General features: G+C 68.5%; 19 protein-coding genes and 2 pseudogenes. 11 read left to right on the top strand and 10 right to left on the bottom strand.

The features are described 5' to 3' along the window. Window positions 1–20 precede the first annotated feature (20 nt). Window positions 21–1,694 carry a PecA family PE domain-processing aspartic protease gene (locus AB8998_RS15465; RefSeq protein WP_369738685.1) on the bottom strand — a complete coding sequence of 558 codons (1,674 nt, stop codon included), beginning with the start codon at window positions 1,692–1,694 and terminating at the stop codon, window positions 21–23. Between the two features lie 318 nt (window positions 1,695–2,012). Between AB8998_RS15465 and AB8998_RS15460 the strand changes: the two are divergent. Continuing rightward, window positions 2,013–2,669: pseudogene (locus AB8998_RS15460) on the top strand (alpha/beta fold hydrolase). Window positions 2,670–2,771: 102 nt separating this feature from the next. Beyond that, complete coding sequence (locus AB8998_RS15455; RefSeq protein ID WP_369738684.1) at window positions 2,772–3,557, top strand: TSUP family transporter; 786 nt, start codon at window positions 2,772–2,774, stop codon at window positions 3,555–3,557. Between the two features lie 15 nt (window positions 3,558–3,572). On the opposite strand, the gene AB8998_RS15450 is transcribed toward AB8998_RS15455, so the two are convergent. The 3 genes from AB8998_RS15450 to AB8998_RS15440 form a co-directional block, all read right to left on the bottom strand. Next, the gene (locus tag AB8998_RS15450; protein WP_369738683.1) at window positions 3,573–5,327 is read right to left on the bottom strand and encodes a PecA family PE domain-processing aspartic protease; all 1,755 of its coding nucleotides are present in this window, start codon (window positions 5,325–5,327) and stop codon (window positions 3,573–3,575) included. A 160-nt stretch (window positions 5,328–5,487) separates the two neighbouring features. Continuing rightward, window positions 5,488–7,335 (bottom strand): PecA family PE domain-processing aspartic protease, encoded by a 1,848-nt coding sequence (locus tag AB8998_RS15445; RefSeq protein ID WP_369738682.1) that lies wholly within the window; start codon window positions 7,333–7,335, stop codon window positions 5,488–5,490. A gap of 84 nt (window positions 7,336–7,419) precedes the next feature. Beyond that, window positions 7,420–7,677, bottom strand: coding sequence for a hypothetical protein (locus AB8998_RS15440; protein ID WP_369738681.1), 258 nt, complete (start codon window positions 7,675–7,677; stop codon window positions 7,420–7,422). A 23-nt stretch (window positions 7,678–7,700) separates the two neighbouring features. On the opposite strand from AB8998_RS15440, the gene AB8998_RS15435 reads away from it, so the two are divergent. From AB8998_RS15435 to AB8998_RS15410, 6 genes are all read left to right on the top strand, one after another. Beyond that, window positions 7,701–8,363 carry a cutinase family protein gene (locus AB8998_RS15435; protein ID WP_369738680.1) on the top strand — a complete coding sequence of 221 codons (663 nt, stop codon included), beginning with the start codon at window positions 7,701–7,703 and terminating at the stop codon, window positions 8,361–8,363. A 57-nt stretch (window positions 8,364–8,420) separates the two neighbouring features. Then, on the top strand, window positions 8,421–8,969 hold the full coding sequence (locus AB8998_RS15430) for a thioredoxin family protein (RefSeq protein ID WP_369738679.1): 549 nt from the start codon (window positions 8,421–8,423) through the stop codon (window positions 8,967–8,969). 31 nt (window positions 8,970–9,000) lie between these two features. Continuing rightward, on the top strand, window positions 9,001–10,173 hold the full coding sequence (locus tag AB8998_RS15425; protein ID WP_369738678.1) for a glycosyltransferase: 1,173 nt from the start codon (window positions 9,001–9,003) through the stop codon (window positions 10,171–10,173). Window positions 10,174–10,310: 137 nt separating this feature from the next. Further along, window positions 10,311–11,297 (top strand): D-2-hydroxyacid dehydrogenase family protein, encoded by a 987-nt coding sequence (locus AB8998_RS15420; RefSeq protein ID WP_369741590.1) that lies wholly within the window; start codon window positions 10,311–10,313, stop codon window positions 11,295–11,297. Window positions 11,298–11,350: 53 nt separating this feature from the next. Next, complete coding sequence (locus tag AB8998_RS15415; protein ID WP_369738677.1) at window positions 11,351–12,130, top strand: metal ABC transporter ATP-binding protein; 780 nt, start codon at window positions 11,351–11,353, stop codon at window positions 12,128–12,130. Window positions 12,131–12,134: 4 nt separating this feature from the next. After that, on the top strand, window positions 12,135–12,896 hold the full coding sequence (locus AB8998_RS15410; RefSeq protein ID WP_369738676.1) for a metal ABC transporter permease: 762 nt from the start codon (window positions 12,135–12,137) through the stop codon (window positions 12,894–12,896). Here the strand turns inward: AB8998_RS15410 and AB8998_RS15405 are convergent. Both AB8998_RS15405 and AB8998_RS15400 read right to left on the bottom strand, forming a co-directional pair. Beyond that, window positions 12,886–13,491: a class I SAM-dependent methyltransferase gene (locus AB8998_RS15405; RefSeq protein ID WP_369741589.1), complete on the bottom strand. Its 606-nt coding sequence runs from the start codon at window positions 13,489–13,491 to the stop codon at window positions 12,886–12,888. The two genes, AB8998_RS15410 and AB8998_RS15405, sit on opposite strands and share 11 nt — an antisense overlap. A 79-nt stretch (window positions 13,492–13,570) precedes the next feature. After that, a complete protein-coding gene (locus AB8998_RS15400; RefSeq protein WP_369738675.1) occupies window positions 13,571–14,506 on the bottom strand; it encodes a universal stress protein in 936 nt (311 codons plus the stop codon). A gap of 173 nt (window positions 14,507–14,679) precedes the next feature. Between AB8998_RS15400 and AB8998_RS15395 the strand changes: the two genes are divergently transcribed. Further along, window positions 14,680–15,645 (top strand): cation diffusion facilitator family transporter, encoded by a 966-nt coding sequence (locus AB8998_RS15395; protein ID WP_369738674.1) that lies wholly within the window; start codon window positions 14,680–14,682, stop codon window positions 15,643–15,645. 16 nt (window positions 15,646–15,661) lie between these two features. On the opposite strand, the pseudogene AB8998_RS15390 reads toward AB8998_RS15395, so the two are convergent. After that, window positions 15,662–15,817: pseudogene (locus AB8998_RS15390) on the bottom strand (multicopper oxidase domain-containing protein); the annotation flags it as partial. A gap of 153 nt (window positions 15,818–15,970) precedes the next feature. Here AB8998_RS15390 and AB8998_RS15385 point away from each other — a divergent pair. Beyond that, window positions 15,971–16,618 (top strand): hypothetical protein, encoded by a 648-nt coding sequence (locus AB8998_RS15385; protein ID WP_369738673.1) that lies wholly within the window; start codon window positions 15,971–15,973, stop codon window positions 16,616–16,618. A 34-nt stretch (window positions 16,619–16,652) separates the two neighbouring features. On the opposite strand, the gene AB8998_RS15380 is transcribed toward AB8998_RS15385, so the two are convergent. Both AB8998_RS15380 and AB8998_RS15375 read right to left on the bottom strand, forming a co-directional pair. After that, window positions 16,653–16,988 carry a DUF732 domain-containing protein gene (locus AB8998_RS15380; protein WP_369738672.1) on the bottom strand — a complete coding sequence of 112 codons (336 nt, stop codon included), beginning with the start codon at window positions 16,986–16,988 and terminating at the stop codon, window positions 16,653–16,655. Between the two features lie 350 nt (window positions 16,989–17,338). After that, the gene (locus AB8998_RS15375; RefSeq protein WP_369738671.1) at window positions 17,339–17,662 is read right to left on the bottom strand and encodes a DUF732 domain-containing protein; all 324 of its coding nucleotides are present in this window, start codon (window positions 17,660–17,662) and stop codon (window positions 17,339–17,341) included. A 292-nt stretch (window positions 17,663–17,954) separates the two neighbouring features. Between AB8998_RS15375 and AB8998_RS15370 the strand changes: the two genes are divergently transcribed. After that, the gene (locus tag AB8998_RS15370; RefSeq protein ID WP_369736942.1) at window positions 17,955–19,211 is read left to right on the top strand and encodes an ISL3 family transposase; all 1,257 of its coding nucleotides are present in this window, start codon (window positions 17,955–17,957) and stop codon (window positions 19,209–19,211) included. Window positions 19,212–19,266: 55 nt separating this feature from the next. On the opposite strand, the gene AB8998_RS15365 is transcribed toward AB8998_RS15370, so the two are convergent. Further along, complete coding sequence (locus AB8998_RS15365; protein WP_369738670.1) at window positions 19,267–20,121, bottom strand: MOSC domain-containing protein; 855 nt, start codon at window positions 20,119–20,121, stop codon at window positions 19,267–19,269. Between the last annotated feature and the right edge of the window lie 26 nt (window positions 20,122–20,147).

The raw sequence follows: 20,147 nt of genomic DNA, 5'->3' as shown, positions 1-20,147 counted from the left end.
GCCGTCGGGCTCGGGCGCGCTTAGTAGAGGGTGGTGGTGTTGGCGCCGTAGTCGATGTAGGCCGGGAAGAGCGAGAAGGGCGCAGAGCCGGTGTTCATCAGCCCACTCGAAATGGGTGTCGGGTAATACGCATTGGTGCCACCGGAATAGGTGTACGAGTACAGCGGCGTACCCCCGGGCGTAGAGACCGTGATCAACGTTCCGGGTGTGGGAGTACCGAGGACGGAGGTCGGGAAGGTCCCCTCCACACCGCCGGAGTCCACGATCGAAGGCACGTTGGAGTAGGTGACGGCCGAAGCCCCGCTCCCCTCCGTGACGTTGAGGGCGGTGACCGGCGATCCCTGCAGTGTGGCCACCGGGTTGGTCAACCCCAATTGCGCCGGTGTCCCGAAGCTCAACGACGGGCTCGTGCCTGTTTCGTTGATGAGCAGCCCCTGATCCCACGACGGGTTCGCGAAGTGCTGGGTCGGAATGCTCGGCCCCGGGCCGCCCGCGTTCGGACCGACACCGAGGATGCCCTGCGCGCCGTCGCCGGCGAAGAAGTTCTGGAACGAGAAGCCGTAGTTCTGCAGGCCCTGCAAGCTCGTCGGGAAGGCGAACAGCTCGACGTCGACCGGGGTCGAGTTGGTGACGACGCCGCCACCGAAGTTCACCGGCATGTTGTAGGTGGCATACAGGTAGTCCAATCCCCCGCTGTAGCCACCCAAACCGAAGCCGGTGGGCAGACCGTTGCTGAGCAAGCCGAAGAGTCCGCCGACGTCCTGGTAGGGAACCACCAGGCCGGTGGATCCGGTGTCGACCAGCAGCGGGATGCTTCCCCCGCTGCCGACGGAGGCGTTCACGATGGGTTCGGTATGTTGGACGATTGTCAGCGGAGCGGTCGCGCTGCCGTTTGAGTTGATCACGGCGCCGCTGCTCGCGGTGCTGCTGGCGGCGCTGCCGACCGCCCCGGTCGCTCCCGTGCCGATCAGCGGACGCCCGAGCAGCATCTCGGTCGGCGTGTTGATCGCCCCGATGATGTCCGACCGGACCTGGCTGACGGCCACGTTGACGCCCTGTTCGGCGCTGGTGAGCGCCCCGCCGACGGAGCCGCCGTTGGCGGCCGAGGCCAGCGAGCTCAGCGCCGAGCCGACCGGGCTGGCGGCGACCGCGCCGTTCAGCTGGGCCGATGCGCTCTGCATCGCCGCCTGCCAGCTCGGCAGCTGCGCGGCGGCCGCGGACACTCCCCCGTGGTAGCCGACCATCGCGGCCACGTCCTTGGCCCACATCGCCTCGTACTCGGCTTCCGTCGCCGCGATCGCCGGGGCGTTCTGCCCGAACAGGTTCGAGACGACCAGCTGCACCAGCTGGTTGCGGTTGCTGAGCACCAGCTCGGGGTGCACGACGGCCGACAGCGCCGCCTCGAACTCACCGGCCACAGCCTGCGCCTGGGCGGCGGCCGTCTGCGCCTGGGCGGACGCCGAACTGAGCACGTTCGTGTAGCGTGCCGCCGTCGCCATCATCGCTGCGGAGGAGGGCCCCTGCCACGCCTGGCCGGCCAGACCCGCGGTGATCGAGGAGAACGACTGGGCCGCCGAACTCAACTCGCTGGCCAACCCGTCCCAGGCCGCCGACGCGGCCAGCATCGGTCCCGAACCCGCACCGGAGTACATCAACGACGAGTTGATCTCGGGTGGTGACGTCAGAAAACTCATCCCCGCTGGTGTCCTTCCCCTCCACAACACCCCACCTGTTACCGGTGACGGGCTTCTCACGCTCTGCGGCGACAGCGATCGGAAGCATCACGACAGCCGGTGAATGAACCCTATGACAGGGCCACCCGAAAAATCTTGAATTCAAGCTAATAGACGTATGTCAATAGGGTCGGGCACGGGCGGTAATGGCATCGGTGCAGTTCAGGGGCCATTGGATCGGGCGAATTGTTATCCATTTCACTTTGCGTGCGCCAAAACTCCGACGGTTGGTTCTATCCGCGGCCGGACATGCCTTTGCCCATGCGCACGCCGGAAACAATGGAATACGCGCCGGGTTGCCTCGCGGACGTTTACTGCGGGTTCGGCGCGGCACACCGTCCTGCTCTGGCGTGGCATGCAGACCGATGCCCGCGCGGCCGTCGGTCCCCTCGCCGCTCTGCTCGCCGGCACGGCGCCACCGTGGTGGCGCCCGATTGGAGCTCCCGCGCACCCGACGGCGGTCGCGATGAGCTGTTGCGGTCCGTCGATTTCGCGCGGTCATGCGCCGAGGGCGACCACGGCATCGTGCTCGTCGGATGGTCGTTGGGGGGGCGCCGCCGCCGCGGGCCTGACACTCGCGGCGGCCCGCCTCGCCGTTCCGCTGGCGCACACCGTCTGCCTCGCCGCCGCCTTCATGGTCGCCGATCCGATCTCGGGTCACCGCGCGACCGAGCAACTGTCGGCCTACCGCGCCGGTACCCCGTTCACCTTGCTGCACGGCGCGCACGACGGCGTTGTTCCCCTCGCCGCCGGCAGGGGATTCGCCGCCCGCCTCCGCGAGGTGGGTTGGCCGGTGGACCTGCACGAGGTGAGCGCCGATCACGGGACCATCGCCGGCGCCGCGTCGCGGAGCGCTTCGGCCCGGCCACCGACGAACCGGCCCTGCGCGTGGCAGAAGAGGTGGCCGGGGAGATCGCGGCGACGTTCGCCCGCTAGCCACCGGGGGCATCCTGACTCGATCTCCACGGGGGCAAGCGTTTTCGTCGGAGGTGAAGAGCTGCGCTTGTCCGATCCCACCGGTTCGGTGATAGTGCGGGGGTGTCGACCGCAGAATCAGCGCTCATCAGTTTCGCCGCGGGCCTTGCGCTCGCCCTGACCGCCGCGCCGGTGGGCGTGTCGGGTGCGGTCTTCCTGCTGCCCTTCCAGATGAGCGTCTTGCAGGTCCCCAATCCCGCGGTCACCCCCACGAATCTGCTGTTCAACATCGTCGCCATCCCCGGAGCCTTGGCCCGTTACCGGGCAAAGGCCCGTCTGGGCAGCCCGCTGACCGCGCTGCTGCTGGCCGGCACCGTGCCCGGAGTCATCGGTGGTGCCGTCATCCGGGTATTCCTCATTCCCGGGCCGCGACTGTTTCGCCTCGTCGTCGCGCTCCTGCTGCTGCCCCTCGGAATTCGGCTGTGCCTGTCCAACCGAACGCGCCGCCGTCCTCGGCGGCGGGCGCCGGGCGAACCGTCGAATCGATCCGTCACCGCGCTGGCCGTGGTCGTCGGCGTCGTCGGGGGCATCTACGGCATCGGCGGAGGATCGCTGCTCAGCCCGATCCTGGTCGCCCGCGGCCTGCCGATCCCAACCGTCGCGCCGGCGGCCCTGACGTCGACCTTCGTCACCTCGATCGCCGGTGCCCTCACCTACGCGATCCTGGCCGTCACCCACCCGGGTCGCGACATCGCACCCGACTGGGTCATCGGCATCGCCGCCGGCGTCGGCGGGCTCATCGGCGGCTACCTGGGCGCCCGACTGCAACCACTGCTGCCCGACCCCCTACTGCGCACCTTTCTCGGGGTCGTGGCCATCGCAACGGCTGCGCTCTACGTCATCCGGTGAGGCGCGCACGTCGCGTCACACATAGAAAGTCATCGAGCCGTTGCCGCCGTTGGACAGGTACACCGGGTGCAGGAGGAAGGGCAGCGCCCCGGTGTTCATCAGGGCGTTGTTGGGCGCCGCGGTCGGGTAATAGCTGCTGTAGTAGTTGTAGGCATAGAGCGGTGTCGTGAGATTGTCCGGTGCGTAGACGTAAATCTCTTGTCCCTCTTGTGCATTCACGAACGACGGGAGGGTTCCGTGCACGCCGCCGGTGTCGATGATCGAGCCGAGCTGGTAGGTCGGATATTGCGCGGGGTTTCCGTACGGGCCGCCGACCGTGACGTACAAGTCGCTGATGGGCGCCCCGGTGATCGTGGCCAGCGTGGGCAGGCCCTGCGGGGCCGGGCCGAAGTCGAGATAGGGCGTCGCGCCGAGGACCTCGTTGATGAGCACGCCCTGGCTCAGGCTCCCCGGCAGTGCCGTGATCGGGCTGCTGGGACCGGGACCCAGCGCGTTGGGCCCGACGCCCAGGACGCCGACGACCCCGTTGGGGGCGAAATAATCGCTGAACGAGGTGGGGAACGACGACAGGCTCGTCGGCCAGGAGAAGATGGGGACGTTGTAGGCGGTCGAGGGGGCGACGACGCCGTTGCCGAAATCGACCGGCCCCTGGAACGTGAGGTAGAAGTATCCCAGTCCCCCGCTGTATCCGCTCGTCCCGAACCCGGTGGGGATGCCCAGGTGCTGAATCCCGATGTAGCGGAGCGGAATCACCAGCCCAGTCGATCCGGTGTCGAGCAGCAGGGGCACGCTCTGCCCGCCGTTGACCGAGGCGTAGACGATGGGTTCGATGGTCTTGTACATCGTCAGGGGGACGGTGACGTTCTGCGGGGCGTCGGCGCCGGGTGCGCCGAGGGCGCCGTTGTTGCCGAGCAGCCAGCCGCCGATACCGCCCGCCCCACCGTATGCGGTGGACCCGCCGGTGCCGCCGGTTCCGCCGTTGCCGATCAGCCCCGCCGGGCCGCCCGGACCTCCGGTTTGCGTTCCCGTGCCCGATCCGCCGTTTCCGCCGTTGCCCCAGAGGATTCCGCCGGGTCCGCCGGCCTGGCCGGTCCCGGGGGCGCCGTCGGTTCCGTTGCCGATGAGCGGGCGACCCAACAGGGTGTTGGTGGGCGCGTTGATCGCGTTCACGACGGTCTGTTCGGCTCGGCCGAGTTCGACCTGCAACGCCTGGACGGGATTGGCCAGTGCGCCGGAAAGTTCGGCGGACAGGCCCTCCAGGGTCGCCGGCCAGGACGATATTTGCGCCGCCGCCGAGACGCCACCGTGGTAGCCGATCATCGCGGCCACGTCGGTGGCCCACATGTTTTCGTATTCGGCCTCGGCGGCCGCGATCGCGGGCGCGTTCTGCCCGAACAGGTTCGAGACCACCAGGCTTACGAGTTGACCGCGGTTGGCGGCGACGGCCAGCGGGTGCACGGTGGCGGCCCGGGCGGATTCGAACGCCCCGACGATCGCCTGCGCCTGGGTCGCCGCGGTTTCGGCCTGAGCCTGTGCGGCGGTCAGGAATGACGTGTAGCGGGTGGCGGCGGCGAGCATCGCCGCGGCAGCCGGGCCCTGCCAGGCTTGACCGGCCAATCCCGAAGTGGTGGACGAAAACGCCTGGGCGGCTGACCCCAACGCGTCGGCCAGCCCGTCCCACGATGCCGCCGCGGCCAACATCGGGCCCCCGCCCGCACCGGAGAACATCAGCGCGGAGTTGGTCTCCGGGGGCCAGGTGAAAAAGCTCATCCCGTAGCGTCCTTTCGCCGAATCCGCTGTTGCCGCAACGCGGATCGTACGACGGCAAACGCCAACACCCGAAGGCGTTATCGCACCGGCATAGCAAACTCAAAGAAAGCGCGGCCTACCGGTGACTGCGCCTGGCAGGCAAGGCAATTCACGTCGCGCGTCAGTAGAAGGTCATCGACCCGTTACCGGCGTTGGAAAGGTACACCTCGTGCTGGAGGAACGGCAGGGCCCCGGTGTTCATGAGGCCCGGGTAATACGTCGGGTAGTAAGCCTGGGGATTGGAAGTGGCGGTGCCGTTGTAGGTGTACGAGTACAGCAACGTCGGTGTGGTGCCGGGAGCGTAGACGTCGACGACCGTTCCCGACGGCACGTTGAGCGGGATCGTTCCCTGCACGCCGCCCGTGTCGATGATCGAGGGCAGAGAGGTCACGGAATAGGGGCTGCCCGTCGGCGGGGTGACCGTGACGTCCAGGGTGGTGATCGGCGCCCCGCTCACCTGGGCTATCGACGTCAGGTTCGGGGGGGGACCGAAGGTCAGGCTGGTCGTTGTGTTTTGCACTTCGTTAATCAGCACGCCCTGGCTGAGGTTGCCCGGCAACGCCGTGAGCGGGCTGCTGGGGCCGGGGCCGCCGGCGTTCGGCCCGATGCCCATCACGCCGACCACCCCGTCGGAGGCGAAGAACTGGCTGAAGGAGGTCGGGAAATTGGCCAGACTCGTCGGCCACGAGAAGATGGGCACGTCGATCGCGGTCGGCGAGGTCATGATCCCGTTGCCGAAGTTCACCGGGGCGTTGAAGGTCAGGTAGATGTAGTCGAGCCCGCCGCTGTAGCCGCTCATGCCGATCCCGGTGGGCAGGCCGAGGTTCCAGATGCCGATGTCTTGCAGCGGGATCACCAGACCGGTGGATCCGGTGTCGACCAGCAGGGGCACGCTCGGTCCGCCGTTGACCGAGGCGTAGACGATCGGCTCGGTCGTGGCGTACATCGTCAGCCCGACCTGTCCGGTAGTCACGCCGCTGGCGTTGGCGCCGGACGTGCCGGGGCTGCCGAACAACAGGCCGCCCTGGCCGCCGGGCCCGCCGTAGGAACCGGTCCCGCCGGTGCCGCCGGTACCGCCGTTGCCGAACAGCCCCGCCGCGCCGCCGGCGCCGCCGGGATGCCCGTTTGCACCGGACCCGCCGGTGCCACCGTTGCCCCACAGGATCCCGCCGGCCTGGCCGGCCTGCCCTGTGCCGTTGGCGCCGCTGGCGCCGTTGCCGATCAGCGGGCGCCCCAGCAACGTGTTGGTGGGGGCATTGATCAGGTTCACGATGGTCTGCTCGGCCTGGCCGAGGTCGGCGCTCAGGGTTTGCGCCGGGTTGGCCACCAGCCCGGCCACGGGATTGCCGGCGGCCACCGACGTCACCGCCGCCACCGAATTCGTGCCGAGGGCGCCGGAGAGTTGGGCCGACAGCCCCTGCAGCGCGGCCGGCCAGGCAGCGATCTGGGCGGCCGCGGCCGACACGTTGCCGTGGTAGCCGATCATCGCCGCCACGTCGGCAGCCCACATCTGCTCGTACTCGGATTCGGCGGCCGCGATCGACGGCGCGTTCTGCCCGAACAGGTTCGAGACCACCAGTTGCACAAACTGGTTCCGGCTGGTGGCCACGACCAGCGGGTGCACGATGGCCGCTCGGGCGGACTCGAAGGCGCTCACGACCGCCTGGGCCTGGGTGGCCGCCGTCTGGGCCTGGGCCTGCGCCGCGCTCAAATACCCCGCGTAGCGGGTGGCGCTCTCCAGCATTGCCGCAGCGGCCGGGCTCTGCCAGCCCTGCCCAGCCAGCCCCGAGGTGATCGAGGAGAACGCCTGTGCCGCCGACCCCAACTCCGCGGCCAACCCGTCCCAGGACGCGGCGGCAGCCAACATCGGCGCCCCACCTGCGCCGGAAAACATCAGCGACGAGTTCAGCTCCGGCGGGAACGTCAGGAAGCTCATGTTCTCGGCCTCCTCCTCGCACGACACCCGCATGTCCTGCGGGTGACCGGGAGCATCGGCGCGCCGGCAAACTCGGACTCTAGGGAAATCCGTCGCCAAAATCTCGGGATTCGGCCATTAATTAGACGTACGTCGAAGAGCGGTAGCCCCGGTGTCGCCGCACATCCACCCGCCGAAGGCAGCCACCGTGGGGCCGTTGAGGTAGGAGGGGGCCGGGGACAGCAGGAACGCCGCGACGGCGGCGATCTCGGCGGGTTCGGCAGCCGCCGCATCGCGTTCATGCACTGACGACGCATCGGCCGCGGCCGCGTTGGCGAATTGGTCGACCCCCACCGCCACCGCCGGATCGGGAGCGGTCGCCGAAATCGCCGCCACCGACGGTGTGGCAGGATTTGGAAATGAGCGCACGCAGACTCGCCCGCATCCTCGGTGTCCTGGTCGCGACGGCATGGGGTTTGCTGAGCGCCCCCCTGGGCGTTCCCGCCGCTGCCGCCGATCCCTGCTCCGACGTCGAGGTGGTGTTCGCTCGCGGCACCCATCAGGCCCCTGGTCTGGGCAACGTCGGCGAGGCGTTCGTCGACTCGCTGACCTCGAAGCTCAGCGGGCGGTCCGTCGGCGTCTACGCCGTGGAGTATCCGGCCAACGACGACTACCACGGGAGCTCGTCGGCCGGTTCCGACGATGCGAGCGCCCACATCCAGGGCACCGTCGCCAGCTGTCCCAAGACCAGGATCGTGCTCGGCGGGTACTCGCAGGGCGCCACCGTAATCGACCTGTCGACCGTGCAGATGCCGGCCCCGGTGGCCGACCACGTCGCCGCGGTCGCCTTGTTCGGCGAGCCCTCCAGCGGCTTCTCGAGCATGCTCTACGGTGGCCAGCCGCTGCCGACCATCAGTCCGCTCTACACCGCCAAGACCATCAGCCTGTGCGCCCCGGACGACCCGATCTGCACCGGCGGCGGCAACATCATGGCGCACGTCTCCTACATCCAGTCCGGGATGACCGACCAGGCCGCGACGTTCGCGGCCGACAAGGTCACTCAAAGCGGTCCGCGTACCTGACGCAGTCCGTCCCCGCCGTCGAGCACCCGGGTGGGAGCAGCCGCTAGGGTGACGGGCATGGCCATCGAGTCGACGATGCTCGCCCTGGGGACACCCGCTCCGCCGTTCACGCTGCCCGAGCCGGCCACCGGCGCCACGGTCGGTCTGGACGAGCTCACCGGGCCCGCGCTCGTCGTCACCTTCATCTGCAACCATTGCCCCTACGTCCAGCATGTCGCCGCGGGGCTCGCCGAGCTGGGCCGCGACCTCGCCGGCCGCGGCGTCGCGATGGTGGGTATCTCCAGCAACGACGTCGCGGCCTACCCGCAGGACGGCCCCGACAAGATGGTCGCCGAGGCGGACCGCCACGGCTGGACGTTCCCCTACCTCTACGACGAGACCCAGGATGTCGCCCGGGCCTTCTCCGCCGCCTGCACCCCCGACACCTTCGTGTTCGACGGCGAGCGCCGGCTCGTCTACCGCGGTCAGCTCGACGACTCCCGGCCCGGCAACGGCAAGCCGGTGACGGCCGCCGACGTGCGGGCCGCGGTCGACGCGGTGCTTGCCGGGCGGCCGGTGAATCCCGACCAGCGGCCGTCGATCGGCTGCGGAATCAAGTGGCGATGAGGCAGTCGAGCACACGAGGCGGTTTGCACGCATGAAAGTCGTACTGGCGGCCTACGGAAGCCGCGGTGACATCGAACCCGGCGCCGCCCTCGGTCGCGAGCTGATGCGCCGAGGACACGACGTGACCATGGCCGTACCGCCGGACATGCGCAGCTTCGTCGAGGCCGCCGGGCTCGTCACCGCCACCTACGGCAGGGACACCCGCGAACGGATGAACGCGGCCGCCAACTTCGTCCGGCAGGTCGACAACCCGCTCAGCGCGCTGCCGCAGCTCATGGAGGAGCTTCTGCAGGTCGCGGCGGAGAAGACCACCGCCTTGGCCTCGCTGGCGGCGGGCGCGGACCTCCTCCTGGCGGGCATGAACGAGCAGGGCATCGCCGCCAACGTGGCGGAGCATCACGGGATCCCGTTCGCCGCGCTGCATTTCTTCCCGGTGCAGCTGCAGCCGGCCGGGGGGGTGCTTTCGAACTTGAAAACCCAGGCCGAGATGGCCCAGCGCGAGTCGCTGGGCCTGCCGGAGACCCCCCCGGGGGGTTCGCTGGAGATCCAGACGTACGACTACCTCTGCGCGGCCAAGCTGGCCGACGAGTGGCGCGAGGCCGACGCCCAGCGGCGTCCCTTCGCCGGTTCGCTCACCCTCGAGCTGCCGACGGACGACGACGAGGACGTGCTGTCCTGGATCGGCCAGGGAACGCCGCCGATCTACTTCGGGCTGGGCAGCACGCCGATCGATTCCGCCGCCAACATGGTCGGCATGGTCAGCGCGGCCACCGAGCAGCTCAGCGAACGGGTGTTGATCTGCAGCGGGCCCAACGACTTCACCGGGGTCCCGCATCCCGACCACGTGAAAATCGTCACCTCGGTCAATCACGCTGCCGTGTTCCCGTTGTGCCGCGCCGTCGTTCACCACGGGGGCGCCGGCACCACCGCCGCGGGCATGCGGGCCGGGGTTCCCACGTTGATCCTCTGGCTCTGGCTCGACCAGCCGATGTGGGCCGACGCGGTCGTCCGGCTGGGCGTCGGATGTGAGAGGCAGCTTCCGGCCACCACGGTGGAGACACTCGTCGAGGACCTGCGACGCATTCTGACCCCGGAATACGTCGCGAGGAGCCGAGAGCTGCGCACGCAGATGACCGAGGCCCCCAAGAGCGTCGCCTACGCCGCGGGTCTGCTGGAAGAACTGGTTGCCCCCGCAGAGGCCTAGCGGCCGCCGCGCAAACTGGCCGATCCGCTGGCCCTCCGCGCCGGCGGCAGCGCGGAGGCCTGGTGGACGTCCCGCACGGTTGAGCCAAGTCGACTAGGCTGTCGCCCAGCATTTTTCGGCTCGTGACGGGAGACTGCATGCAGCGGGTGGCGATACTCGCCGACTACGCCGGCGTGGCCCTCGACGTCGCCGACTGGTCGTCGGTGCGGACCCGCTCCCACGTCAGCGTGTTCGACCGCCACCTCTCCGAGGCGGAGGCCGCCGAGGCGCTGCGGCCGTTCGACGTGGTGTGCACCATGCGGGAACGGATGGCCTTCCCGCGCGCTCTTCTGGAGCGGCTGCCGAACCTGAAGCTGCTCACCATCATCGGCACGAGCCTGCCGAACCTGGACATGGCAGCGGCCACCGAATGCGGTGTCGCGGTTGCCCACTCGGACTTCGCCAACCCGCGGTTCCGGTCGGTGCGGGACGCCACACCGGAATTGGCGTGGGGCCTGATGATCGCCACCGTGCGCAACCTCGCCGAAGAGCATCGGCGCATGCGTGGCGGCGGCTGGCAGGCCACCGCGGGTATGGCGCTGTGGGGCAAGACGCTGGGATTGCTCGGCCTGGGCAGGACAGGCCGACGCATGGCCGGGTACGCGAAGGCCTTCGGGATGGACGTCATCGCGTGGAGCCAGAATCTCACCGCGGAGCAGGCGGACGCCGCCGGCGCCCGACGGGTGGAGAAGGCGACGCTTTTCGGGGAGGCCGACGTCGTCTCGGTCCACCTGGTGCTCTCCGAGCGCACGCGCGGTCTGGTCGGTGGGCCCGAGTTGGGCTCGATGAAGCCGCAGGCCTACCTGATCAACACGTCGAGGGGCCCGATCGTCGACGAGGCGGCACTGCTTGCCGCGCTCGAATCAGGGCGCATCGCCGGGGCGGGCCTCGACGTCTATGACACCGAACCACTTCCCGCGGACCATCCGCTGCGGCGGCTGCCGAATGTGACGCTGTCTCCGCACCTCGGGTATGCCACCCGCGAGATGCTGGGGGCGTTCTACGCGGACACCGTCGAGGCCGTGGTCGCGTGGCTGGACGGGGCGCCGATCCGCATCGCCAACCCCGAAGCGTTGCAGCGCTAGTGAGGGCCCCCTGTGGCGGTTTTGCTGAGGTATGCGACGCCGCCGTCGCCGCAATGGCATACTTCACGTGGTGTTTCGCCGCTAGGAAGGGTGCGTCGTGGTTCCGCAACGAGACCTGGTTCGCGGCAGTGCCGCTCGTTGACGACTTGGTGCTGCGGGTAGCCGGCTTGACGGTGACGCTCGAGGGCCGCACGGTGCTGGCCGACGTGTCCTTCGGTGTGCGGCCGGGAGACGTCCTGACCATCCTGGGCCCCAACGGCGCGGGCAAGACGGTATTGCTGCGCACGCTGCTCGGCACGGTGCCCCATGACGGATCGGTGATTTGGAAGCAGGGCAGCCGCATCGGCTACGTCCCGCAGCGGCTGCCCTACATCAAGCACGTCCCCCTGTCGGTCGCCGACTTCTTCGCGCTGAAGCAAGCCGTCAAAGCCGACGTCTGCGGAGCACTCGCCACCGTGGGGCTGCCCGCGGCGCTGGCCAACCGGCGGATCGGCGATCTGTCGTCGGGGCAGTTTCAGCGAGTCCTGATCGCCTGGGCTCTTGCCGGCGATCCCGACGTGCTGTTGTTCGACGAGCCCACGACCGGAGTGGACGTCGGTGGCGAAGAGACCGTCTACGCCCTGCTGGCGAGGCTGCATCGCGAACGGAACCTCACGATGCTCATCGTCACCCACGATCTCGCGGTCGTGCACCGGCTCTCCTCGACGGTGCTGTGCCTGAACCAACAACCGATCTGCCAAGGGGCGCCGTTGTCGGTGCTCACGCCGGAGAATCTGCGGCGGCTGTATGGGGCCGAGGTCAAGTTCTACGAGCACAAGCACAAGCACGAGTAGGGACATGCAGACTTTCGTTCTCAGCTTGATCGCCGGGACCTCCATCGGTGGGGCGGCCGGCTATCTCGGGTCGCTGATGTTGAGCCGCAACATGGCGCTCGTGGCCGGGCCGCTCGGGCATCTGACGCTGCCGGGAATCGCCCTGGCTCTGCTGTGGGGCTTCGACGTCTCCCTCGGGGCCTTCCCCTTCGTCATCCTCGGCGTCGTCGTCATCTGGCTGCTCGAGTTGAGAACGAAGCTGCCGATGGAGGCGCTGACGGCCGTCGTGTTCGCCTCCGGCGTGGCCGCCGCGTTCTTGTTTCTGCCGATCGACCAGGCCGAGTCCGCGCTGGTCGGCGACATCGCCAAGGTCGGCGTGGGTGACACGGTAGTGGTCGCGCTCTCTTCGGCGGCGGTGATGGTCGCGGTGTATCGAGCATTCCCGAAGCTCGTGTTGGCCAACGTCTCCGAGGAACTTGCCGCCGCCGAGGGCGTCAACGTCAGGCGCTACAGCCTGCTGTACCTGTTCTTGATCGCGGTCGTCGTGGCGCTCGGCGTGAAAATGGTGGGCGGGCTCTTGACGGCCGCACTGGTGGCCATTCCAGCGTCCGCCGCGCGGAACGTCGGAAGAAACCTGACCCAGTACACGTTCGGCGCGGCGGCGATCGGTGTGGTGTCGGCGGTGGCCGGAATCGTCCTGTGCCGGTTCACCGGTTTCCCCGCGGGGCCACTGGTCGTTCTGGTGAGCACCGCGGCGTTCCTCAGCACGTTGCCCTTCACCCGCTGACGCAGGTCCCGCCGCCCGCCTGCTTGTCGATGACGAGCACCTGCACGGCGCCCAGCCAGGGGACGCCACGACCCAGCGCGGCGGCGAACCGCTCCAGGTGATGCAGGAGACCGGGGCGCGCCGCCGTGAACAGCTTTCCCGACAAGCGGATTCGGCCATGGCGGCGGCCGAGGTGTCGCAGGCGCCGCCGCGTAAGGAAGGTGGCGGTCGAGTACGGGATACGACGCCTCGGCCGGTCCAGCAGTCCCCACAGGCTGCGCGGATTCAGCGCAAGAACGACGATCCGGCCGCCGGGCCGGGTGATGCGCGCCAGCTCCGCCAGGGCCGCCGCGGCGTCGGTGAACTCCAGCGTGGCAACGGCGAGCGTGGCGTCAGCGACAGCGTCCGGCAACGGCATGCGCGCGATGTCGGCGCGCACGAGGCGTCCGGGGGCCCGGGCGGCGGCCACCGCAAGCATCGCGACCGACTTGTCGATGCCCAGGACGCGGTGACCGTGACGCCCGAGCGACTCCACGAGGCGCCCTGTGCCGCAGCCGGCTTCGACCACGAGTCGCCCGGTCCCGATGCCCGACAGGGCCTCTCGGACTGCCGCCAGTTCGACCGCCCACGCGTGAGCACCCCAGGGCTTGTCGAACCAGGCGTCATAGGCGCGGGCCCCGGCCGTCGCGGTCAGTTCATCGGCTTTCGGTTGTGTGCGCGCCCGGACGAGGCGTGCGGGCGACGATCACCGGAATCTGGGCGGCGTTGACCACCGTCCGGCTCACCGAACCGAGCAGCATACCGGGCAGCGCGGTGTGGTCGTGGCTGCCGACGACCACAAGCTGGGCGGTCGATGCCTGCTCGAGCAGCCGCGGTGTCGGCCGGTCGCACACGACGACCTGGTGCACGTCGACATCGGGGTAACGCTCCCGCCAACCGCAAAGCCGTTCGGCCAGAGCCTCTTCCTCACGGACCTCGATGTTGCGCCACTCGATAGGTGCCCAGTTCATACTCGCGAAGTCAAGCGGCCCCATGTCGTTCCAGGCGTGCAGCGCAACCAAGCCCACGCTGCGGCGCGACGCCTCGTCGAACGCGATCGCGGTGGCCAACTCCGAGGCAGGCGACCCGTGGATGCCCACCACCACCGGCGCCCGGGAGGGCGGTGAGGTGTGCGGTTCCTCGTCGTGGATCACGCCGACCGGGCAGTGGGCGTGGTGGACCAGTCCGGAGCTGACCGAGCCCAGCAGGAAATGGGTCACCGCGCCCTGGCCCCGGCAACCCACCACTATCATCTCGGCTCGCCCGGACAGGTCGACCAGCGCGGAAACCACCGGCGCGTAGAGCACCTCCCCGGTGATCTGCGATGCGCGGTCGGACGACGTCGCCGCGACGGCGACCCCGCGAGCCTCCTCGACGATCCGGCGCGCCTGCTGTTCCTGATGCCGCGGAAAGCTCGACGGCGAAGATGGGTCGACCCACGGTTCGATGGGAGTGACCGCTGGCGCCACGACGTGGACCAGATGTAGGGGCACGTCGCGGATCTCGGCATCCCGCGCCGCCCACTCGACCGCCACGGTAGACGACGGTGACCCGTCGACACCTACCACGATTCCGAATTGTTGAGCTGACATTCGGATGTTCTTTTCCTGAAGCCCGTTCTCGGACGGTCAAGCGGATGCCATTTATCTTAGGCCGCGCCGCGGATTTGAGCAGGAGGCTTTGGTCCCTAACCGGGTCGCCTGAAGTTGCACGCATAAGGGTGTGTGCATAAGTTACTCGGTGTGATCGCGGTGGGAGCGGGTCGGTGAGCGCGAGCCATTCGCACGCGCACGGGCATGCCTCGGCGAACAGCGATCGGCGCTGGCTGCTGGGCGCACTGCTGGTGATCGTGGCCTACATGGTCGGCGAGGTCGCGATGGGCCTGATCGCGCGGTCGCTGGCTCTGATCTCCGATGCCGCGCACATGCTCACCGACGCCGGCTCGATCGCGTTGGCGCTGTACACGATTCGGCTGGCGGCGCGTCCCGCGGCGGGGTTCATGACCTACGGGTGGAAGCGGGCCGAGATCTTGTCGGCGCAGGTGAACGGTTTGACGCTGTTGCTGTTGGCGGCCTGGTTGGCCGACGAGGCGATCCGCCGTCTCATCCATCCGCCCCAGGTCACCGGCAGCCTGGTCCTGATCACCGCGCTCGTCGGTATCGGGGTGAACGTGGCGGCGACGTTGATGATCAGTCGCGCCAACCGCACCAGCCTCAACGTCGAGGGCGCGTTCCAGCACATCCTCAACGACCTGTTCGCATTCGTCGCCACCGCGATCGCCGGCGTGATCATGTTGCTGACCCAGTTCTGGCGGGCGGACGCCATCGCCACCCTGATCGTGGTCGCCTTGATGGCGCGGGCCGGATTCGGTCTCATCGCCGCCTCCGTGCGGGTCTTCATGGAGGCCGCGCCGAAGGATCTCGACCCGGCCGCGGTCGGCCGGGCCATGGCCGACTGCGACGCGGTGGTCGAAGTGCACGACCTGCACATCTGGGAGATCACCTCGGGTTCCCCCGCCCTGTCCGCGCACGTGTTGGTCGAAGACGGGATGGATTGCCACTCCGTCCGCGTCGACCTGGCACGGCTGCTCGACGAGGAGCACGGCATCCACCACACCACCCTGCAGCTCGATCATGCCGGCGGCGGCGACGCCGAGCGCGATCAGTCCGCGCCTGCACCGCACTGCGAGGAATCGCACGGCCCGGTGCACCGGTCCCCCACCGCCCCCTGACGGGGCGCCGCGGCCGTCACGCCGTGTTGAACAGCGTCATCGACCCGTAGTCCAGTGAATCTGCTGGTGGCAGCGCATCAGCGACAGGCCGGGGCGGCCGGCGACGAAGTCGACCTCCGTGTACTTGGTAGCCGCCGAGCATCGCGACGGCTTTGCGTGGTCCGCTGGTCGGCCGGCGACCCCGACACCGCTTCTAGGGCCTTCGGACTCCTCATCGCGGTCCCTAAGGCACGCGCGTGCGTGTCCGACGGCTCTCGTTTGCAATCGTGCCAAAAGGGAAATATCAGCGTCAGAACTTGCCCCATCGCCCTCAGGAAGGCCCACCATGGCCACGACCAGCCGTCACCGCGCGCCGGTGCGTTCCCGACACCACGGCGGTGACGGTGTGTCGGCCAAGCCGGCCAGCTACCACCGCCAGGAGCTGATCGCGGCGGCGAGTGGCGCCGTGTTGGTGGTGGTCATCGGGGTGCTGTCGGGTTGGGCGCACTACAGCCTGTCGAATGCGAACCCGGCGTCACCGCGGGCGGCGTCGGCCGCGCCCGCGACCGGAGTGGCGGAGCCGTTGACGTCGTCCCAGCCGGGCGGGCAGCTGCAGGGGTGGCTGACGCAGGCCGAGCCGTCGATCGATGAGCTGATCGTTGCCCGGCGCGCGGTTACCGCCGCCGCGGCCGCCGGCGACGTCACCGCGACGGGGGCGGCCTGCCGGAGCGCCGACGCCTCCGTCGCCGGTGCCCAGCGCCACCTGCCCAGCCCAGACCCCGAACTGAACATCGCGTTGCAGCAGGCGATCGACAACTACCGCGTTGGGCTGCGGCACTGCGTCGTGGGCGTGCAGAACCGCGACGGCGGCGAGATCGCGTACGCTGCCAGCTACCTCGATCAGGGAAACGCGGAACTTCGCGCGGGACTCGCCATCATCGAGAAGGACCTGCGCGACACGCAACCGCGGGACCCCAGTGTCTTGACCGTGTAGGCGCGCCCGCGAATTTCGTTGCGGGCGAGGATGATTACTCTGGGCAGTAATTTGATTCTGCGGCACTTACCATCGACGTGACGTCGGGAAACGTGATGGTTCTGGAGCCCAGAGCGGAATGGATGTCCTGGCTGATGGAATCCGGTGTTTTGCCGTCCTTGCGGTCGGCGCAGATCTGCTTACCCAGGGCAACGATGGCGGCATCCTCGCCCACCGGCCACGTGAAGCCCAGTCGGTGCATCTGCGTCAGGAACGTGTCCTCGGAATCATCGGCGGCGGCGTCGGCCTGCGCCGGCGCAGGATTCGGCAGTAGCGCAATGCCGACGAATACAGGCGCGCAGAGTGCGGTCAACCGGCGCAGTAAAATCATCGGAGCACACTCCTTTCGTCCGAGTTAACAAATGGTACACAGTCGGGTTCCTGAGCGCGGCGTGTATGTGACCCATCCCACCCCGGCGTAACTTTGCTGTAATTTCGGGCTGCACTACGTGCAACGGATTTAACACGGTAGGGGTTGCCCTGGACGGTGGTCGCCGTATTTGCCGAGTCGGTCGGCTCGGCCGGGCGCACCGTGGGGACCGGGCCGCGGACCTGGGCGAAGAAAGGTGACCGGCAGGTGGCTGGGCGATGAACTTATCGTCTCCGCAGATGTCACCGCCGGCGACCGGCGCCGCGGGTGCGCCGACCGTGGAACGCGCTGAATCGGTCAACCCAAAACAGTTACTCTGGGCAATAGTTTGATTCTGCGGCACTTACCATCGACGTGACGTCGGGGAACGTGACGATTTCCGGGCCGAGGGTGGAATGGATGTGATCGGCGATTTCGTCCGGAGTTTTGCCGGCCGTCCGGTCGGCGCAGATTTTGCGTCCCAACGCCACTATTGCGGAGTCCTCCCCGTTGGGCCATGTGAAGCCGAGTGTCTGCATTCTGGACAGGAATGCGTCGTCGGCGGCATCGGCGGCAGCGACCGCGGCACCGGGCATCAGAACAGCGCCGATTATCACCGGAACGGCCAGCGCGATCAGCCCGCGAGGCGAAGTCATGTCAATCGGTCCTTTCCGTTGTTGGCGTTGACGCTACAGTCGGCCGGAGTGCGCCGCACAGTCAGGAATTCAAAGAGTTTCGTATGTCCGCGGCGTTTTGCCGACCCCATTGGCGGTATCGTCGCAGAGAGTCGACGCTGGGGAAATTCACGCGAATTCGAGGCTGGGGATACCGAAAATGGCTCTTGTGACGTTGTCGTGGGTTCGCTGACCTGGGAATTTGGGCGCAACGCCGTGTCCTGCTTACGTTTTGGACTGTCTAGGGTTCAATCCGCGAGAAGGAGCTACGGCGTTGCGCATGTCCAGGGTATTGGCGAGCGGTCTGGGTGACCAAAACATGGTGATCGAGGACGTGACGATCGAGACCGAGACCACGGGTCGGAAGCAGCCGAAGACCTCCGAAGTTCTGGTGTTCTCGGTGCGGCCCAAGGCGTCGCAGGCGGGCCGGTGCTCGCGGTGCCGGAAGCGGTGCCCGGGCTATGACGCGGGGGGCCGGGACGGGAACGGGATCAGGCGCTGGCGGACCCTGGATGTGGGGACCACAAAGGCGTATCTGCAGGCCGCGGCCCCGCGGGTGGCATGCGGCGAGCATGGGGTGGTGGTTGCGCATGTGCCGTGGGCGCGGCCGGGCGCCAAACACACCTGGGCGTTCGAGGACACCTGCGCGTGGCTGGCCGCGCACACCGCATTGAGTGTGCTCACGGTGCTGCTGCAGATCGCCTGGCGCACCGTGGCGGCGATCGTGACCAGGGTGGTGGCCGATGGCCGCGACACCAACGACCTGCTCGCCGGACTGTCGCGGATCGGCATCGACGAGATCGCCTACCGCAAGGGACATCGCTACTTGACGTGCGTGGTTGACCACACGACAGGCCGGCTGGTGTGGGCCGGCGAGGGCCGCAACCAGGACACGCTGGGCCGGTTCTTCGATCAGCTCGGCGCCGAGCGGGCCAAGCTGCTCACCCACGTCAGCTGCGACGGGGCGGAATGGATCCACGCCCTGGTGCGTGCCCGCGCGCCGCAGGCGCTGATTTGCCTGGATGGGTTTCATGTCGTGGCCTGGGCCATGAAGGCACTGGACAAGGTGCGGGTACGCACCATGACCCGCGCCGGGATCACCGATCGGCACGCCATGTGGGCGACCCGCAAGAACCCGGCTGACCTGTCCTGCGAGCAGCGCACCAGCCTCGCTAAGATCGCCGACACCAACCGCACCCTCTACCGGGCGTATCTGCTCAAAGAGCAACTACGCGAGGTGTTTCGGGTCAAGGGCACCCACGGGCGGCAGCTGCTGGCCGGCTGGCTGTCGTGGGCGTCGCACTCACGCATCCCCGAGTTCGCCGCGCTGGCCCGCAGCATCCGCCGCTACCGCGACCTCATCTGGAACACGCTCGATCACGGCCTGTCCAACGCCCGATCCGAAGCCACTAACACCCACCTGCGGGCATTAACCAAACGCGCCTACGGATTCCACAGCCCAGACGCACTCATCGCCATGGCCATGCTCACCCGAGGCGGCCTCTGCCCAGCACTACCCGGACGGAAATGACCCACTACAACGTCAGTAGATCCCCGAAAATTCCGGAGGCGAACATCTCCTGGTGTCAGCCCGTCCGTACCACCGCGTCGCCGGGGACGAGGACGCCGGGCTCGACGACCTCGAGGTATGCCCCCGCACAGGGCCGCTGAGCTTCCGAACCGCTTGTCCGAACCCGATTCTCGGCTCCCGGAGTGCGAAGCGCCTGGGGGGCGAGTGGGAGCGGTCCGTGCTCGAGCGTGGGAACCACGCAGCGCGGTGTTGCCTCGATGACCCGCAACCGCGCCGCACCGACCGTCAACTCCGATCCGGCCCAATCATTTTCGGCATAAGGCCGGTAGCCCGGTGGCGTTGCGATCACCACATTCGGCCGGTAACGCAGCGCCTCGACACCGATGTGCGCCAACGTCGCGGTGGTGATCGCGTGCAACGGCGCATCGTCGGTGAACGACTCCCCCGGGGTCGCCTTGCCGATCTCGAGGACGATGCCCTCGACCTCGGCGTCCAGCCCCAGGGCGAGCAATTTCTCGGGGTCAGGGCGTTCCACCGTCGCGCCGGGGTCGCGCCGGCTGATGAGCCGGACCGCCCGGCCCAACAGCCGCGACAGCAGTTCGTCCGCCTGCGGATCGTCGGCCGCGACGCGAGTCCCGTCGGGAAAGACGATGCTCACTCCCCCGGCGTCGCCGCGGGCGGTGCATTGCAGGAGCCCGCGCCAGAGCCGGGCCTGCTTGGCGCTGGCCACGTGCCCCGTCGCGGCATCGAGAAGGGCCAGCCGCCGGTCCCCATCGGCGCCTCGCTCGTCGACGAACAGCCGGTCCACGGACTCGCCGAGCATCGACTTCACCGGGTAGCGGCACAGGCTGTCGACTTGCATCCGCGCCGGGGCGCGGCCCGTGCGGGTCGTCGGATCGGCGGCGGCCATGGAGACAACTCTAGGCGGGCCCGCCC

The organism is Mycobacterium sp. HUMS_12744610, assembly GCF_041206865.1.
GTDB lineage: Bacteria > Actinomycetota > Actinomycetes > Mycobacteriales > Mycobacteriaceae > Mycobacterium > Mycobacterium servetii.
The sequence above is the reverse complement of the archived record's forward strand: the minus strand, read 5'-3'. Positions and strand labels throughout refer to the sequence as shown.